The sequence below is a fragment of the Kushneria sp. Sum13 genome, assembly GCF_052692355.1.
Genome location: NZ_CP199847.1, coordinates 2370075 through 2388265 on the forward strand (window position 1 = coordinate 2370075; position 18191 = coordinate 2388265).

Sequence of the window (18191 nt, forward strand, 5' to 3'; positions counted from 1 at the left end):
ACCTGCCGATCATGTAACCAGCAATCTCAGCATGTTACCCCATGATTTTTTTATTTCCAAAATAAAACGTTAGCAACCGGTTCCCCGGCGCTAACGTCCATTATGCGACAAGATGACGCGCTTGTCGTGATCGAGAATCAGATGAGCATATTCCCTAGTGGTGAACGCGCTCCTTGATCAGGGCTTCCACAACCTCAGGATCGGACAGGGTACTGATGTCGCCAAGGCCATCCACTTCATTGGCAGCAATCTTGCGAAGAATACGTCGCATGATCTTGCCGGAACGCGTCTTGGGCAGACCCGGCGCCCACTGGATGGCATCCAGCTTGGCAATGGCCCCGATGTCGCGGCGCACGACCTCATTGAGCTCCTTGCTCAGCGCCTCGCTGGGCTCTGCTCCCTGCATGAGGGTGATGTAGGCATAGATACCCTGCCCCTTCATGTCATGAGGAAAGCCTACAACCGCCGCCTCGGCAACGGCCGGATGCGCCACCAGTGCCGATTCAATCTCGGCCGTGCCCATGCGGTGCCCGGAGACATTGAGCACATCATCGATACGCCCGGTAATCCAGTAATCCCCATCGGCATCGCGGTGCGCGCCATCACCGGTGAAGTAGGCGCCGGGATGCATGCTGAAATAGGTTTCCTCGAAACGCTCGTGGTTGCCCCAGATGGTACGCGCCTGACCCGGCCAGCTGCCTTCGATAACCAGACTGCCTTCGCCATCACCTTCAATGCGCTTGCCCTCGGCATCCATCAATGCCGGACGAATGCCGAAGAACGGCCGCATGGCCGCGCCGGGCTTGACGTTTTCAACGTCGGTCAGAGGCGCCATCATGTGGCCACCGGTTTCGGTCTGCCACCAGGTATCCATGATCGGGCAGCGCCCGTTGCCAATAATCTGATGGCTGAAGTGCCAGGCCTGCGGGTTTATGGGCTCACCCACCGTCCCGATTAGGCGCAGCGAATCACGTCGGCTGCTGTCCATGACATGATCGCCATGGCCCATCATGGCGCGGATGGCCGTCGGCGAGGTATAGAAAATCGTAATGTTGTGCCGGTCAATCACCTCCCCAACGCGACCGTAATTCGGATAGCTCGGCACGCCTTCAAACATGACCGTTGTGGCGCCGTTGGCCAGCGGCCCATACACCACATAGGAGTGACCGGTGACCCAGCCCACATCGGCGGCGCACCAGTAGACATCGTCTTCACGTAGTCCAAAAATCTCCTGATGGGTCATGGCGGCATACAGCAGATATCCCCCGGTGGTATGCATCAGGCCCTTGGGCGTGCCCGTTGACCCCGAGGTGTAAAGAATGAACAGGGGGTCCTCGGCGCCCATGGCCTCGGGCTCACAGGCTGCAGACTGCTCCTGCATCATCGCGCAGGCATCGATATCGCGGGATTGCCAGTCAATGGGCTTGTCACCACAGGGAACGACCAGCACATGCTCGACGCACTCGGTACCCTTGATGGCCAGCGCCTCGTCGACGTTTTTCTTGAGCGGCACCTGCTTGCCACCCCGACGCGAAATATCGGCGGTAATCACCACACGGGAGGCGCAATCCGATATCCGTCCTGCCAGCGCCTCGGGCGAGAAGCCGCCAAACACTACGGAATGCACGGCACCGATACGTGCGCACGCCAGCATGGCCATGGCCGCTTCCGGAATCATCGGCATGTACAGCGTAACGGTGTCGCCACGCCCTACCCCAAGCGCCTTGAGCATATTGGCAAACCGACACGTTCGTTCATGCAGCTCGCAATAGGTCAGGACGCGCTGGTGATCGGGATTATCGCCTTCCCAGAGGATGGCCGGCTTATCGCCGCGGCTTTCAAGATGACGATCCAGGCAGTTGACGGAGGCATTAAGCACACCGTCTTCAAACCATTTGATTCGGGAATGGTTGTCGCCGAAATGACCATTGAGAATTTTTTCTGGCGTGCGCATCCAGTCAAGACGCTGCATCTCTTCACGCCAGAACGCTTCAGGAGATTCGATCGAATAACGATAGCGCTCGCGGTAGTCCTGCTCGCTGATTGGGCTACGCAGCTTTTGTGCGGCACCTGCCATGGCTGGGGCAGTATGGCTCATGTCGCATCTCCTTGATCTAATGGGTCACGCAGACCCACCATTGGATAGTGTGACCCATAGATTAGCGTCAGGCAGGGGCAGACTGACCATTAGACGATGGTCACTGTTCGACCATTCTCTTTTCGCCTGAATCGCATCACACGCGATCGTCACGGGCTTCAGGACGCAGTGCCTCGCCGCAGTGGCGACAGCGATATCGACTGCCTCGGCGCACGTTGTTATGGCGCCGCCGGGTAAAGTAGTGCCGACGACAGCCACAGAGATAGGGATAGGGGGCAGGACTGGCACGCGAAGTATCAAAGCAATGGGTAACGCTGGGTGGCCGGTCGAACACCTCGATCATGACCCGCTGCCACTGCACGCCATGCGGTCGGACACGCCCGGGACAGGCATGATGAACGACCCAGTGGGCCATTTCATGCGGCACCACCTCGGCAAGAAAGGCCTCGGGCTGCTCACCGTACAGCGTCATGTTAAAGCGCAGACCACCACGACCATAATGCGCCTGACCGGCACTGCGCCCGCGCAGATCGCACCAGATCCCGGGAGATGGCAGCGTCGGATAGTGAGTGCGGGCCGTCACAAGACATTGCTCAACATGAGCCAACAGCCGGGCGCGGCTGGCATCGCCGAGCGGAAAGTCATCAATGTCGCTGGCAGGAAAATCGGTCATGGATGATAAACTATGCACTCTCAACCCGGCGGCCCGGCTGCCGTGCCACGCGCCGCTTACTGTATGGATGCTGATCAATGAATGATATCACGGCCGATACGCCGCAATCGGTACCACTGCTGGAGGATGAGCGTCTTGACGCCCTGTTCGAGTTTCTCGACTCCGAACGCGTCAACGAGGAAGCGCTGGACCTGTTTGGCGCCCATGGGCTTCTGACGGCGCTGGCCATCTCGACCGTGTCTCACGACCGCGATGAGCGCCATGCCCTGATTTTTGACACCACGCCCGACTTTGAAAGCGATCAGCAGCGCCAGGAGACCCTGGACGCGCTGGATGCCCTGCTCGTCAATGCAGTCGAAGTGTTTGAAAACGGCAACCTCCCGGACCTGCCCTTTGACCTCGAGTTTGAAGGCAGCGAAGAAGACAACGAAGAGCATCCCGTACGTCTCTGGTGTGCCGGCTTCATGGAAGGCGTTTTTCTTGATGAGGCGGCCTGGTTCGGCACTCAGGAAGAGACGGCCGCTGAACTGCTGCTGCCCTTCATGACCCTGTCGGGCCTGTTTGACGAGGAAGATCCGGAGCTGGCAGCCCTTGGCCAACAGCCCGCCGAAGCAACCCGTCTGGCAGGTCAGCTGGCCGAGCTGACGCTGGATCTTTACCTGCTGCAGCGCGCACCGGTTGAAAAGCCTGCCCCCGCACCCTCAAAAGGCAGCAAGGGCGCAAAGGGCAACTCAAACAGCAAGGGCAAATCCAGAGGCCCGGGCAAGCGCCAGTAAAAGACGTCTGGCAAAAGCCTTCAGCGCAATCGGGTAATCAGCGCATCCATCATGCCGTAGACCCACTCACGCAGCCGCTGGCGTCGCGACCGCGACGCCCAGTGGACAGCGCTGATTTCATGGCACTGATCGAAACAGCGCTCAAAGAGCTCACCCAGCTCGGTTGCAAAATCGGGATCATCAATTTCCTGATTGGCCTCCAGATTCCACTGCAGGCTCCAGTGATCAAAATTGCATGAGCCAATGGTGGCCCAGCCGTCACACAGGCTGAACTTGGCATGAATAAAACGCGGCTGGAACTCGAAAATGCGCACGTTTGATCGCAGAAGCCGGGTAAAAAACCGCTGCCCGGCGTAGCGCACACTGGGATGATCGTGATCACGCGCGGCCAGCAATAGCCGCACATCCACCCCGCGACGTGCCGCCCGGCGCAGCTGCCTTCTCAACGTGCGCGTGGGTACGAAATAAGGCGTACAGATCCAGATACGCGTTTGAGCCGTACTGACCTGATGCTGCAGTGAGCGGCGGATGGCCTGATAGTGATACCCCTGCCCCCAGACCACGCGACCAACCATATGACCTTCACAGCGCATTGGATTCGGCGCAATCTCGGGCGTGTCGCCCCTGCGACGGGCACCGGTCACAAAATCCTGGGCCTTTCTTGAGCGCCACACTCGATTGAACAATCCAATCCAGTCATCAACACATGGGCCGGTGATGCGGATGGCCACTTCAAACCATGACCCGAGAAACTGATCACTGATCCCAAAGCCCCCCGTAAAGGCGGTATGTCCGTCGATGATGACCAGCTTTCGATGATCCCTGGAAATGAAACGCCCCAGATGTCTGAGCGACAGGACATTGAACTCACGCAGGGAAATGTTGGCATCCACCAGACGCTGCTTGCTTTCATCGGAGAGTGACCATGACCCGCAGGCATCAATTAAAAGCCGCACATCGACGCCGCGAGCGCAGGCCCGGATGAGTGCTTCAAAAAAACGCTCCCCCATGTCGCCGTCCTCGACGATATAGAGCTCGATCAGAATCGAGGCTTTCGCGTGATCGATGGCGTCAAGCAGTGCTGGCACAAAACAGTCTGCCGTCGGCAACAGGGAAAAATGATTGCCGTCATGCCACTGCTCTCTCATGTTGCATCTCCCTGTCTTGCTGCCCTCTGGGCCATGTCGATTCAACCGGCGCTATACTATAGTGCCATGTCATCGGATCGGTGCAGATCTCACTGTCAGGCCATTCAACCTTCCATATTCCCGATTCAGCGAGCAAACCGGCCATGTCTGAAACATCTTCACAGGGATTCTGGCAGCGCCTGGGGTGCCGAGCGCTCGGCGCCTGGCTACGCTTTCGCAGCATTGACCCCGAATGCCCGAAAACACTTTTCACCGGGCATGATCGGCCGATCATCTACATACTACCGGTGTCGGCCCTGTCTGATCGTCTGGCACTGTCCATTTTCTGTCAGCGCCTTGGCCTGCCCTCTCCCGACGGCAATGTCTGCCTGGCCCATGGTCGTCGTTTTCCGGCGCGCATGGCCCTGTTCGATGCAACGCACTATCGCCGTCACCGTGGCCATGTCGATCGCTCCACATCGCTGGATCATCTGATCACGGCACTGGAAGAGTACCCTGACAGTGATGTGGACCTGGTACCGGTCACGCTGTTCTGGGGGCGTGCCCCGCAGCGTGAGCGGGTAGGCCTGCGTCATCTCCTGACTGCCGACGGCTGGTCGCTGGTGGGCCGCCTGCAGCGTCTGGCGGGCGTGATCATCAACGGCCGCTCGCTCGAGATCCGCCTGGGAGAACCGGTATCGCTGCGTACCCTGATGGCCCATGGCGATGTCGATCAGCAGTTCAACCGCACCCGCATCACCCGCTTTTTAAGGCGCTATTTTCGCCGCGTTCGGCTCCAGGCCATCGGGCCCGACCTTTCTCATCGTCGCACACTGATCAGACGGGTGTTGCGCCAGCCCGCCGTTCGGGCAGCCGTGCACGACAGCGCACTGGAGCGCGGCGAACGCGATGGGCACGCCCTGCAGCGTGCCGAGCGCTATGGCTTTGAAATTGCCGCCAACATGTCCGCCCCGGTGCTGCGCTTTCTCTATCAGGTGCTGGGCCGACTGTGGAATCGGCTTTACGATGGCATCGATGTGCACGGCATCGAGGATGTCGAAGCCCTGGCAGGGACCCATGAGCTGGTCTATGTCCCCTGTCACCGCAGCCATATCGACTATCTGCTGCTCTCCTACGTGCTCTATCAACAGGGGCTGATGCCGCCGCATATTGCCGCCGGCCGCAATCTCGACATGCCCCTGATCGGCCCGCTGCTGCGACGCGCCGGCGCCTTTTTTATGCGTCGCAGCTTCAAGGGTAACCGGCTGTACGGCGCCGTGTTCAATGAATATCTGCATCAACTGCTGTCTCAGGGGCACCCGGTTGAATACTTCATCGAAGGCGGACGCTCGCGCACCGGCCGCATGCTCTCCCCCAAACCCGGCATGCTGTCGATGACGCTACGCTCTCATGCCCGAGCACCAAGTCGCGAACTGGCCTTCATACCGATTTATATCGGCTATGAGAAAGTGCTCGAATCCAATGCCTATATCCGCGAGCTGCGCACGGGCAAAAAGCGCAAGGAGACCCCACTGGGACTGCTGCGCGTGCTGCGCCATTTGCGCCAGCCCTTTGGACGCGTTCAGGTCAGCGTTGGCGAACCGCTGGTGCTGGGCAGCTATCTGAATCAGCGCTTCCCTGACTGGCGCTCGCAGAAGCCCGGGCCCGAAGCCGACTGGCTGCGAGAGGCCGTGCCGAATCTAAGCCTTGAAATTGCCACCCGCATCAATCACGCCGCCGCGCTCACGCCCATTTCGATGGTCGCCCTGACGATGCTGGCCACGCCACATCGCACCATCGAAATCGATCTGCTCATGCGCCAGCTCAAGACGCTGTATGCACTACAGGAACGCCTTCCCGGCGGCAAACGCGTTCGACTGCCCGAACAGGGACCACGAGAATGGGTAGAACGCAGTGAATATCTGGGTATGGTCAGTCGTATCGAACATTCACTGGGGGATTTAATCACGGTCAGCGACGAGCGCGCGCCGCTGCTGACCTGGTATCGCAACAACGTACTGCATCTCTTTGCCCTTCACGCGCTGGTTGCCTTTGCCTTTCGCAATAACGCCCGCCTTGAGTTCACCACCCTTGAAAGCCTGCTGGCCCCCATCTGGCCGGCGCTTCAGCAGGAGTTCTTCATTGAGGCCGATGACCAGGCCTTCGCCGAGCATCTGAATGGCGTGCTGGAAGTGTTCGTGGCACTGGGGCTTTTGACACGAAAGGGAGATACCTGGCAGCGTCCCGAGACAGGCGATGAGGCGCGGGAACGACTCTATCTGCTGGGCCGTGCCATTCAGCCGACGCTCGAGCGCGGCTTTATCCTCTTTTCAACGCTGATGCATTATCCCAACGGCACCATCAGCCGGGAAATACTGGAAGCCCAGAGTCAGCTGCTGGCAGAGCGACTGACGCGGCTACAGGGGCTTAATGCACCGGAGTTCTTCGATCGACGCCTGTTTGCCGGACTGCTGGACAGCCTGGAACGCGACGGCTGGCTCTGGCAGTCACAGGAAAAGCTCAACTTTGATGCCCGCCTTCCGGAAGCCCTGATGAAAAGCCGCATGCTGTTTGATCCGGCCCTGCGCCATCGCCTTACAGAGCTGACCGCCGGGCGCCCGCACAGTGAAGCCTCAGCGTGAGGGTTTTAGGGAACGATGCACATAAAGGTCATAGCGACTGTTTTTGGAAACAATCTCATGGCTGGGGGCCGGCCCCTCGATGGGCGGTGCACCCTTTGGCCTTTTAACCACGACCCGGTGGGTCGCGATATCGAGCGCCTGGGCCAAAAGCTGCGGCGCATCCGTGTCATCCCCGACAAGACGGCGAAAAAGGCGCATCTCCTTTTTCACCAATGCCGATTTGTCCTGATGCGGATACATGGGATCAAGATGAATGACCTGAGGCGCAACGTCTGACGTGGCGATCAGTTCCGACAGCGTCTGGCTGCTGTCCCCTTCCGCGAAATAAAGGCGCTGCGTCAGCGCCTTTAGTTCTTCCAGCCTGCAGGCTCGATTCAACGCATCCAACAGCAGGGCTGCCACGACCGGATGGCGCTCGATCATCAGGACCCGCGACCCAAGCGAGGCCAGCACCGCGCTGTCCCGTCCAAGCCCCGCCGTAGCATCAATGATATCCGGTGATACGCCCTGTTTCAGACCGCAGGCGCGGGCAATCAATTGCCCACGCCCGCCACCGAACTGACGGCGGTGAGCCACACCACCGCCCACCAGGTCCGCTTGAATCGGCGCACCGAACTGGCGTTTGTCACCGCCCAGCACCAGCCCCTGCTCGCCGTAATGCAGCCATAGATCATCACTGTCCGGCGTCGATGCCAGAGTCAGCCCCAGCCGGTGTGCCAAGGCATGGCTTTGCGCATCATCGCCCAGCATCACAGGACTGGTCAGGGCGTCAGGTGATGTCATGCCAGAAAGAGAAACAGGAACACGCCCAGAATCATGCGATAGATGACAAAGGGCAGCATGCCGATACGATCCAGCGCGGCCAAAAAGAGCTTGATACAGGCCAGTGCCGACAAAAAGGAGAGAACCACACCCCCGAGAATGGGCAGCCAGTGGGCATCGGCGCCGGTCTCGGCAAGCTCGATGCCCTTGAAAAGCCCTGCCGCCAGAATCAGCGGAATTGACATCAAAAACGAAAAACGCGCCGCGGTCTGGCGGGTATAGCCCAGAAGCAGCGCCGCCGTAATGGTGATGCCTGAACGAGAAGTGCCTGGAATCAGGGCCAGTGCCTGCGCAAAGCCGATCAGCACGGCATTTTTAAGCGTCATCTGCGACATGACGAGCTTTCTGAGGCCCTTGACGTCTGCCCACCACAGCAACAGACCAAACAGGATGGTGGTGGTCGCAATCACAAGCCCGGATCGGGCGTAGCTGCTGATCAGATCATCGCCCAGAAAGCCCAGAATGCCGGCCGGCAGGGTGGCCGCAATCACGGCCCAGCCGATACGGGCTTCCTCGCTCGGGCGACGCTTGAACACATGCGCAAACCAGCCGCCCAGAATGGCGATGACATCCTTGCGAAAGGCCATCAGCACGGCCAGAAGCGTCCCCACATGAACGGCAACATCAAATGCCAGCCCCTGGTCGGGCCAGCCAAACAGCTGTGATGGCAAAATCAGGTGTGCCGATGACGACACAGGCAAAAATTCGGATATCCCCTGAATAAAGGAGAGCACCACCACATGAAACCAATCCATAAAGAGCATCCTTAACGCTTGCTGGAAACAACCTGATCACGCAGATAAACGGGGAGGGCCTCCTGCGGGCTGGTGATCAGCCCCGAGGCAAAATCCATGGCTGCCAGTTGTGCAATGTCGCGGGCTTCGGGTTCGCGATGCTCAAGCGTTGCCCCTACATACGTTCGAACCTCGGACGACAGCCTGTCCATGAGGGCAACCCCGCTGCCGATCATGGTGATCGATCCGGGCGAACACGAGGCCAGTTCAAGCGACTCCGGCGCCATGACGCTATCGGCCATCACGGCTTCCAGCCGCCCCTGCTCGACCCGGTAAAGCGCCACGTAAAGCTCGCCCAGACGGGCATCGAGTACCGGCATGACGAGACTGGCGCCGTCACGCTGCCAGGCATTGTGTGCCAGCGCCCGTAACGTTGAGACACCCAGTAGCGGGCACCCCAGCCCGTAAGCGATGCCCTGGGCCGCCCCGGCCGCAATACGAATGCCGGTAAAGGCGCCCGGTCCATGACCATAGGCGATGGCATCCAGCGAGGTACGGGCAATGCCGGCCTCATCAAGAAGTGCATCGATCATGGGCATGAGACGACGGGTATGACCCCGCGGGGCATGCTCTACCCTGCCGATCACGTTACCGTTCATCCAAAGGGCCACGGAGCAGGCAGAAGAGGAAGCATCAAGGGCCAGCAGGCTAGTCATGGGCTCGCTACGTCAGAGTCGAAAATGAGGCGGCATTATACGTAGGTATCGCAACGCCCGTCCAAAACGTGTTCAAAACCGCGTTCTGGAGACAACCATGAGACCACCGCACGTGAGCGATGAGCGCAGGCCATGGAAGCAGCGCATCATGACACTGCCGTGACAGAGACACCATGCCCGCTCAATCATTCCGTCAACCTTACGAAAAACATGCATAACGGCACAGTTCGAAAGGGAAATCCGGATATAAAAAAACCGCCTGCCCAAAGGCACGCGGTTTTTGTAGCGCCTGTCATGACCTCAATGATCAGGCAGAGAGTGCTGCGACCACCTGGGCACGAATCTCCTCGACACTGCCTACACCCTCTATCCGATGGAAAGCCGGTGCCTTCTCGGGCGCCTGCTCCTGCCACTGCTGATAGTACGCAATCAGGGGCTCGGTCTGGTCATGGTACACGTCCAGACGATGACGCACGGTGTCTTCGCGGTCGTCTTCGCGCTGAATCAGGGGCTCACCGGTTTCATTATCGATATCAGCCGTGAGAGGCGGATGATTATCGACGTGATAGACGCGCCCAGAACCCGGGTGAACCCGGCGACCGGAGAGCCGGTTGATGATCTCTTCATCGGCCACGTGAATTTCAAGCACGTGATCCAGATCGATACCGGCCTCTTTCAATGCATCCGCCTGCACGATCGTGCGGGGGAAACCATCGAACAAAAAGCCGTTGGCACAATCGGGCTGAGCGATACGCTCCCTGACCAGTTCAATGATCAGATCATCGGACACGAGCTGACCGGCAGACATGATTTCCTTGACCCTCAGGCCCAGTTCATTGCCTTCCTTGACGGCCGCCCGCAGCATATCGCCGGTCGAAATCTGGACGATATCGAAGCGTTCGCAGATGAATCGGGCCTGCGTCCCCTTACCCGCACCAGGGGCTCCCAACAGGATCAAACGCATGAAAAACCGCTCCTCAATAAATGACTCATGATCCGGACCGACGCCACCAGACAATCGTGGCTGGCGGGCCACCTGAAAATAAAACGCAACAATAACGACAGGCACCCTGCAGGCACAAGTGAAGTCGACGACTCTGCGACATATTGACGACGCCGACCCACTGCACACTTACAAAAAGGGCGGCCCCGAAGAGCCGCCCCTTGATACTGTCAACCGTTACATGGTCAGTCGACGAATATCGGTCAGAATCGCTGCCAGATACGCCGTAAAGCGTGCTGCATCGGCACCGTTAACCGCACGGTGGTCATAGGACAGCGACAGCGGACACATCAGTCGCGGCTTGAACTCGCTGCCGTTCCATACCGGCTTCATCTGCGATTTCGAAACCCCCAGAATGGCGACTTCAGGCGCATTGACGATGGGCGTAAACGCCGTACCGCCAATCGAACCGAGACTTGAGATGGTAAAGCAGCCACCCTGCATCTCTTCGCGCTTGAGCTTGCCTTCCTGAGCCCGACCGGCCAGGTCGATCACTTCCTTTGCCAGCTCGACAATGCCCTTTTGATCCACGTTGCGGATCACCGGCACCATCAGCCCGTTGGGCGTATCCACCGCCACACCAATGTTGAAATACTTCTTCTGGATCAGCTTGTCGCCATCCGGGTGCAGCGACACATTGAACTGCGGATACTTCGCCAGTGCGTGCGCGGCCGCCTTGATCATGAACGGCAGCGGCGTCAGCTTCGCGCCCTGCTGTGCAGCCTCGTCCTTCATCGCCTTGCGGAAGGCTTCAAGCTCGGTGATGTCGGCCTCATCGAACTGGGTCACATGCGGCACGTTGAGCCAGCTGCGATGCAGGTTGGTCGCACCCGCCTTCATCAGACGACCCATCGGCTTCTCTTCGATCTCACCGAACTGGCTGAAATCGATGGCCGGGATCGGCGGAATACCGGCACCGCCCTGCGCCGGCGCAGAGGACTGAGCGGAAGCACCGCCACCCTTTTTGCGATCGGCCATGACCTGCTTGACGAAGGCATCCACGTCTTCTTTCAGCACGCGCCCCTTCGGACCGCTGGCCTTGACGTCGGAAAGTTCAACGCCCAGCTCACGTGCCATCAGACGAACAGCAGGACCGGCATGAACGCTGCTGCCGGAAGTACTTTCGCCCTGCTTGCGACGAGCCTCGGGACCGGGCTCACCGCCGTAGCTGCCCTCATCCTTCTTCGCTTTGCTGTCCGGCACATCCTGCTTGCCGCTCTCTTTCGAGCTGCTGGACTTGCGCTTTGAATCAGATGATTTTTTGGCCGAATCGTCGGACTTTTTCTTCGAATCAGCCTTGTCGCCTGAAGACTTTTTGGACGAGCCTTTGGACTTGCTGCCGGCCACTTCGATATAGCCGATCAGGTCGCCTTCGGAAACGGTATCGCCTTCCTTGACGCTGACTTCCACAATCTTGCCCTTGAAGGGGCTGGGAATGTCCATGGAGGCCTTGTCGGACTCCAGCGTGATCAGCGCATCTTCTTCGTTGACCTCATCGCCTTCACTGATCGAGACTTCGATGATTTCAACGTTGTCGCTGCCGCCGATGTCCGGAACCCGCAGCTCCTGACGACCGCCGTCGCTTTCCTCGACGTCGTCTTCGCTTTCGTCGTCGGTAGCCTCGGCCTCTTCCTCATGGTCGGCACTATCGTCTTCAGAGGTATCGTCTTCGGAGGTATCGTCGTCGGCGTCATCATCACCTTCGCCGGCAATCTCCATGGTACCGATCAGGTCGCCCTCGGAGACGGTATCGCCTTCCTTGAGCTCCAGAGAGACCAGCTTGCCGCTATAGGGGCTGGGCACATCCATCGAGGCCTTGTCGGACTCCAGCGTAATCAGGGCATCTTCTTCACTGATCTCATCGCCTTCGCTGACCGCGATCTCGATGATTTCAACGTTCTCGCTGCCACCAATGTCCGGAACACGCACTTCTACCGTGCGCTTGCCGCCGGAGGATTTCTTCGGCTTTTTCTCTTCTTCAACATCGGATTCGCCGGCTTGCGCCTCTTCTTCCAGATGTTCGGCATTGCGGCTGTCCTTGACCGATGACGTGTCATCACCGCTCTCGTCTGCCTCGTCATCGCCTTCTTCAGCGTCGCCGTCACCCTCGGATTCAAGCTCGAGAATGTCGTCGCCTTCGGATACCTTGTCCCCTTCGCTGACCAGTACCTTCCTGACCTTGCCGGCCTTCGGTGCGGGGATGTCCATGCTGGCCTTGTCGGATTCCAGCACGATCATGGTGTCTTCAGCTTCGATCATATCGCCGGCCTGGACGGAGATCTCAATGATCTCGACGCCCTCGCTGCCCCCGATGTCGGGTACCTTAATGATTTCACTACTCAAGGTCGCGCTCCTTATCACCTGGCCGTTGCCCGAGCCGGGTGAGCGTGTCACTCACCCGGCGGCACTTTTGTGAGACAGGCGCCTCAGCTCACCAGCGGATTGGGTTTGCTGGGGTCGATGTCATATTTTTTCATCGCGTCACTGACGACTTTGGCATCGATCTCGCCACGATTGGCCAGCGCGCGCAGCGCCAGTACGGTGACAAAGTAGCGATCGACTTCGAAGAAACGACGCAGATGCTCACGCGTGTCCGAGCGGCCGAAACCATCGGTGCCCAGAACGTGGAAGTCAGACGGTACCCACGCACGCACCTGATCAGCATAGAGCTTCATGTAGTCCGTGGAGGCAATGACCGGCCCGTCGCGACCTTCCAGACAGCTCGTGACCCACGGCTTTTGCTGCTCGCCTTCAGGGTTGAGGAACTGCTGACGATCATACTCCAGCGCTTCACGACGCAGCTCATTGAAGCTGGTCACGCTCCAGACATCGGCGGTCACATTGAAGTCATCACGCAAAAGCTCGGCGGCGGCTTCTACTTCACGCAGGATGGTGCCGCTGCCCAGCAGCTGTACACGCGGCTGCTTCTTGTCGCTCTCGCCTTCCTGAAGCAGATACATGCCACGAATAATGCCTTCCTCGCTGCCTGCCGGCATCTCGGGATGAACATAGTTTTCGTTCATGACCGTCAGGTAGTAGAAGCAGCTTTCGCGGTCCTGATACATGCGCTTGAGACCGTCCTGCATGATGACCGCCAGTTCATGGCCATAGCAGGGATCGTAGGCACGACAGTTGGGCACTGTGGACATCAGGATATGGCTGTGGCCATCCTGGTGCTGCAGACCTTCACCGTTGATGGTGGTACGTCCGGCAGTACCGCCGACCATGAAGCCACGTGCCTGCAGGTCGCCCGCTGCCCATACCAGATCACCGACGCGCTGATAGCCAAACATCGAGTAATAGATGTAAAACGGCAGCAGCGGCACATGATGGTTGGCATAGGACGTTGCCGCGGCGATCCAGGCCGCCATGGAACCGGCCTCGTTGATGCCTTCCTCAAGGATCTGACCCTTCTGATCCTCGCGGTAATACATGATCTGGCCGGTATCCATCGGCTCGTACTTCTGACCTTCTGCCGCATAGATACCGATCTGGCGGAACATGCCTTCCATGCCGAACGTGCGCGCCTCATCGGGAATGATGGGCACCACCTGCTGGCCGAACTGCTTGTTTTTCACCAGACCATTGAGCACACGCACAAACGACATGGTGGTGGAGACTTCACGATCGCCTGATCCCTTGGTCTGGGACGCAAACATCTTGTCATCCAGTCCCGGAATCTCGATGGGCTCGAAATCGTTTTTGCGCGCCGGCAGGTAACCACCCAGCTGCTTGCGCCTTTGATGCAGATAGCGCATTTCGGGGCTATCGTCATCCGGCTTGTAATAGGGAATACCCTCTTCAAGCTGCTTGTCGGAGACCGGAATGCCAAAACGGTCACGCATGACCTTGAGGGCATCGGTTTCCATCGACTTGATCTGATGAGCTTCCATGTCGGCTTCACCGCTGCCGCCGCCCATGCCGTAACCCTTGACGGTGTGCGCCAGTACGACCGTGGGTCGTCCGCCGGCATTGTTCACCGCTTCATGGTAGGCCGCATACATCTTCTGCGGGTCATGGCCACCGCGATTGAGGCGATAGATGTCCTCATCGGAGTAGTCCTTGACCATTTCGGTCGTTTCCGGGTACTTGCCGAAGAAGTTCTCGCGGGTATAAGCGCCGCCACGGGCCTTGAAGTTCTGATACTCGCCGTCGACGGCCTCATCCATGCGCTTTTGCATGATGCCCTTGCTGTCCTGCTCGAACAGCGGGTCCCAGAGACCACCCCAGACCACCTTGATGACGTTCCAGCCGGCACCGCGGAACATGCCTTCCAGCTCGTCCATGATGCGACCGTTACCCCGTACCGGGCCGTCCAGGCGCTGCAGGTTGCAGTTGATGACAAAAATCAGGTTGTCGAGCTTTTCACGGCTGGCCAGGTTCAGCGCACCGAGCGATTCCGGCTCGTCGCATTCGCCATCACCCAAAAAGGCCCAGACCTTGCGATCGCCCATGTCCGCCAGCCCACGCGCGTTCATGTACTTCATGACGTGCGCCTGATAGATGGCCTGAATCGGCCCCAGTCCCATCGACACGGTCGGGAACTGCCAGTAGTCCGGCATCAGATAAGGGTGAGGATAGGAGGACAGACCTTCGGACAGCGCTTCCTGGCGGAAGGTATCAAGCTGCTCTTCGGTCAGACGGCCTTCGAGAAAGGAGCGGGCATAGATACCAGGCGTCACATGGCCCTGGATATAGACCAGGTCGCCCTTTTGCTCATCGCTGTCAGCGCGGAAGAAATGGTTGAAACCCACTTCATAAAGCACGGAACAGGACATGTAGCTGGCCAGGTGGCCACCCACTCCCTTGTTTTTCTTGTTGGCGCGAATGACCTGCGCCACGCTGTTCCAGCGGATCGCGGAGCGGATCTTGCGCTCCATGAACATGTCGCCGGGCAGCTTTGCCTCACGATGAACAGGAATGGTATTGCGATGAGGCGTGTTCACGGAGAACGGCGGCAGCTTGCCATCACGGCGCAAGCGATCAGCCAGACGGCTCAGAATATACTGAGCACGCTCCTCACCTTCACGATCCACTACCGATGTCAGGGCTTCCAACCACTCCCTTGTCTCGATCGGATCGTGATCTTCTCTTGCCTCCAGACTCATAGACGTCTCTCCGAATGAAGATAAGTTGTCAGCGGGCCCTTTTGGAGCCTCTGGCGCTTTCAAGGCGGGGGTAGGCACCCGATATTTACAGGGGCCATGGTTTCCGGATACGTCAAACGATGGCATCGGGCGTGCAGTCGCCGGCGCGGATAGCCATAGGGACACTGCAACGGATTCCGACTCGTTAGCCATCAACGAAACAGGCAACACTCGAACATGGGCGCTCTGATTGGACGACGAAGATACCGCAAACATGAAGTCATGCCAATTAACGTCTCCGGACGTGACAGGCATGGCATGCCTCCGGCCGCTCACACCGGGCAGGCCCTCGTCGATACATGTCCGCTCAGTACAACGGATGCTATCGGGTATTTTGCCAGAATAGTCACGTCACTTTGCATGATCCATGCACCCGATGATGCGTGCGCCTGCCCACGTCAGTCGGCCATGAGCCCTGCGAGATACTGATGATCAAAACTCGGCCCCGGATCGGTCTTGCGAAGGGGCGCCACCTGCTCGTGGGTCACCCTCTCGCAGGCATTAATGTGGGGATAGGACGCTTCAAGCGCCGTCAGCACACGGGCCAGGCAGTGGTACTGAGCATGGGTAAAGGGGCGTGCGTCCCCCTCAAGCTCGATGCCGATACTAAAATCGTTGAGTGCCTGACGGCCCTGCCAGCGGGAGCGACCGGCATGCCAGGCACGTCGGTCGAAGGGTACAAACTGCACGCAGCTGCCATCACGGCGAATCAGCAGATGCGCCGAGACCCGAAGCCCGCGGATTGACTGAAAAAAGGGATGTGCGTCCCAGTCCAGGCGATTGGTGAAAAGCGCCTCGACCTCATCCCCACCGAACTGACCCGGCGGCAGACTGATCGAGTGCAGTACGACCAGCGAAATTTCGCTTAAGGGGCGGGCATCGGCATTGGGGGAATCGACGCGCCGGGCATCGGAAAGATAATGGTCAACGATCATGCCGGGGCATCCTGTCAGAGGTCATGAGCCTGATCATCAAGAGCCCTGCGCAGAAACCTGCAGGGTTGGGGTCGCGTCACAGCGCGCATGAAAGCCATGAAGAAAGGCTTCCCTGTCCCGCTTTGATAAAAGCCCGATCGGCACAAGTCTGGCTCGGCGCTCCTGCTGAACATGCAGCGTGATGCCGCTGTTGCGAACCTTGTCGACATGAGTAATGTCACGAAAATTGATCGACACCATGCGCGGCTTCCAGGCCGGCCCTCCAATGTAGCTCAGGCACTGCGCCTCCAGTCTGAGCACGGGCGACAGCCGCCTGCGTACGGCCAGATTGTTACCGACCAGAAGTCCCCAGGCGATCAGGGCAAGCCCAATGGGCCCTACCGGCCAGAGGCGCTCCGTTTGCCAGGCATGTACCAGCAGGGTAATACCGCCGGCCACCGAGAAGGCAAAGGCCACGCCCAAAAGCGTGGTGTTGATTTTCTTCTCGGTAAAAAGCATCGGCGTGTCAAAAGCAGCGCCGTTGTGATCCGTCATGTTGGTTTATCCTTGCCTCAATGCTGCACGCACCTGCCTCGGGTCACGGGTGCCGATGGTCGTTGGACATCAGGGTGGCGTCATTTATCCCGGCCCGGGCCAGACATCCGCACCGGTCATCACCCCTTGATGACAGGATGTCGCCGGCACGCCCGAATGGCATAATCAGCCCATGACCACACATGATACGTCTTCTCCCATCAGCGCCACGATGACGCTTGATATCATCGGCACCATCGAAAGCTGCTATCCGGACAAGTTTGGTATCCCACGCCAGCCTGGACTGGCACCGGGTGCCACGGCCATCCTTCGACTCAAGGCGCCGTTTGATCATCCCGACTGCGTGCGCGGACTCGAACAGTTCAGCCACCTCTGGATCAGCTTCATCTTTCATCAAAGCCCCGAACGATGGACGCCGCTGATTCGCCCGCCACGGCTGGGTGGCAATACCAGAATCGGCGTGTTCGCCTCACGCTCGACCCATCGACCCAACCGGCTGGGCCTGTCACTGGTCGAACTGGCCGGCATCGAATATACCCCGACGCCCGCCCTGATACTGCGGAGCCATGACCTGGTGGACACCACGCCGGTCGTGGATATCAAACCCTATCTGCCCTGGGCCGACAGCGCCATTGAGGCCAGAGCCGGCTTTGCGCCCGAGCCGCCGCCGCTTCTTGAGGTCCGGCTGAGCGATGATTGCCAGCGCGCGCTAAACGCGCGTTCTGACGGGGAAGATCTTGCGGCACTGATCCGCGAGGTACTGTCGCAGGACCCGCGACCGGCCTATCGTCGCCACAAGCCGGATGAGCGAAGCTATGGCGTGCGCCTTCATGATCTGGACGTTCGCTTTCATGTCGAAGCAAACGCGCCTGCCAGCGGCCCTGATCATGACAGCATCATCGTGGTCGACAGGCTTGTTAAAATCAGCTGACAGGGCAGCGACGATACCTCGTCGCCGCCCGTATCAATTCCGGGTCGCCGCCC

At 59.0% G+C, this 18191-nt stretch carries 14 protein-coding genes; 3 read left to right on the forward strand and 11 right to left on the reverse strand.

Going from position 1 to position 18191, the window contains the following annotated elements; genetic code table 11:
- Window positions 1-154: 154 nt before the first annotated feature.
- Together acs and ACUN8C_RS11115 are read right to left on the reverse strand one after the other, a co-directional pair.
- Window positions 155-2077 (reverse strand): acetate--CoA ligase, encoded by a 1923-nt coding sequence (acs, locus tag ACUN8C_RS11110; RefSeq protein ID WP_445621853.1) that lies wholly within the window; start codon window positions 2075-2077, stop codon window positions 155-157.
- 157 nt (window positions 2078-2234) lie between these two features.
- Entirely contained in the window at window positions 2235-2771 is a 537-nt protein-coding gene (locus ACUN8C_RS11115; protein ID WP_445619275.1) for a SprT family zinc-dependent metalloprotease, read from the reverse strand.
- 77 nt (window positions 2772-2848) lie between these two features.
- On the opposite strand from ACUN8C_RS11115, the gene ACUN8C_RS11120 reads away from it, so the two are divergent.
- Window positions 2849-3547, forward strand: coding sequence for a YecA/YgfB family protein (locus ACUN8C_RS11120; protein WP_445619276.1), 699 nt, complete (start codon window positions 2849-2851; stop codon window positions 3545-3547).
- A gap of 20 nt (window positions 3548-3567) precedes the next feature.
- Here the strand turns inward: ACUN8C_RS11120 and ACUN8C_RS11125 are convergent, their stop codons facing one another.
- Window positions 3568-4695, reverse strand: coding sequence for a phospholipase D-like domain-containing protein (locus ACUN8C_RS11125; RefSeq protein WP_445619277.1), 1128 nt, complete (start codon window positions 4693-4695; stop codon window positions 3568-3570).
- A gap of 143 nt (window positions 4696-4838) precedes the next feature.
- Between ACUN8C_RS11125 and plsB the strand changes: the two genes are divergently transcribed.
- Window positions 4839-7316 carry a glycerol-3-phosphate 1-O-acyltransferase PlsB gene (gene plsB, locus ACUN8C_RS11130; protein ID WP_445619278.1) on the forward strand — a complete coding sequence of 826 codons (2478 nt, stop codon included), beginning with the start codon at window positions 4839-4841 and terminating at the stop codon, window positions 7314-7316.
- Here the strand turns inward: plsB and ACUN8C_RS11135 are convergent.
- The 8 genes from ACUN8C_RS11135 to ACUN8C_RS11170 form a co-directional block, all read right to left on the reverse strand.
- Window positions 7308-8099, reverse strand: coding sequence for a class I SAM-dependent methyltransferase (locus ACUN8C_RS11135; protein WP_445619279.1), 792 nt, complete (start codon window positions 8097-8099; stop codon window positions 7308-7310). The two genes, plsB and ACUN8C_RS11135, sit on opposite strands and share 9 nt — an antisense overlap.
- Window positions 8096-8893, reverse strand: coding sequence for an undecaprenyl-diphosphate phosphatase (locus tag ACUN8C_RS11140; protein WP_445619280.1), 798 nt, complete (start codon window positions 8891-8893; stop codon window positions 8096-8098). Before ACUN8C_RS11140 ends, ACUN8C_RS11135 begins: the two co-directional genes overlap by 4 nt.
- An 11-nt stretch (window positions 8894-8904) precedes the next feature.
- The gene (gene tsaB, locus ACUN8C_RS11145) at window positions 8905-9588 is read right to left on the reverse strand and encodes a tRNA (adenosine(37)-N6)-threonylcarbamoyltransferase complex dimerization subunit type 1 TsaB (RefSeq protein WP_445619281.1); all 684 of its coding nucleotides are present in this window, start codon (window positions 9586-9588) and stop codon (window positions 8905-8907) included.
- A 307-nt stretch (window positions 9589-9895) separates the two neighbouring features.
- Window positions 9896-10552, reverse strand: a complete 657-nt coding sequence (gene adk / locus ACUN8C_RS11150) for an adenylate kinase (RefSeq protein WP_445619282.1) — start codon at window positions 10550-10552, stop codon at window positions 9896-9898.
- Window positions 10553-10768: 216 nt separating this feature from the next.
- On the reverse strand, window positions 10769-12934 hold the full coding sequence (gene aceF, locus ACUN8C_RS11155; RefSeq protein WP_445619283.1) for a pyruvate dehydrogenase complex dihydrolipoyllysine-residue acetyltransferase: 2166 nt from the start codon (window positions 12932-12934) through the stop codon (window positions 10769-10771).
- A gap of 83 nt (window positions 12935-13017) precedes the next feature.
- Entirely contained in the window at window positions 13018-15699 is a 2682-nt protein-coding gene (gene aceE / locus ACUN8C_RS11160) for a pyruvate dehydrogenase (acetyl-transferring), homodimeric type (RefSeq protein WP_445619284.1), read from the reverse strand.
- A 437-nt stretch (window positions 15700-16136) separates the two neighbouring features.
- On the reverse strand, window positions 16137-16673 hold the full coding sequence (gene ampD, locus ACUN8C_RS11165; protein WP_445619285.1) for a 1,6-anhydro-N-acetylmuramyl-L-alanine amidase AmpD: 537 nt from the start codon (window positions 16671-16673) through the stop codon (window positions 16137-16139).
- A 36-nt stretch (window positions 16674-16709) separates the two neighbouring features.
- Window positions 16710-17207: a hypothetical protein gene (locus ACUN8C_RS11170; protein WP_445619286.1), complete on the reverse strand. Its 498-nt coding sequence runs from the start codon at window positions 17205-17207 to the stop codon at window positions 16710-16712.
- Between the two features lie 172 nt (window positions 17208-17379).
- Here ACUN8C_RS11170 and tsaA point away from each other — a divergent pair, with 172 nt between their 5' ends.
- Window positions 17380-18138, forward strand: a complete 759-nt coding sequence (gene tsaA, locus ACUN8C_RS11175; protein WP_445619287.1) for a tRNA (N6-threonylcarbamoyladenosine(37)-N6)-methyltransferase TrmO — start codon at window positions 17380-17382, stop codon at window positions 18136-18138.
- The last annotated feature ends 53 nt before the right edge of the window (window positions 18139-18191 follow it).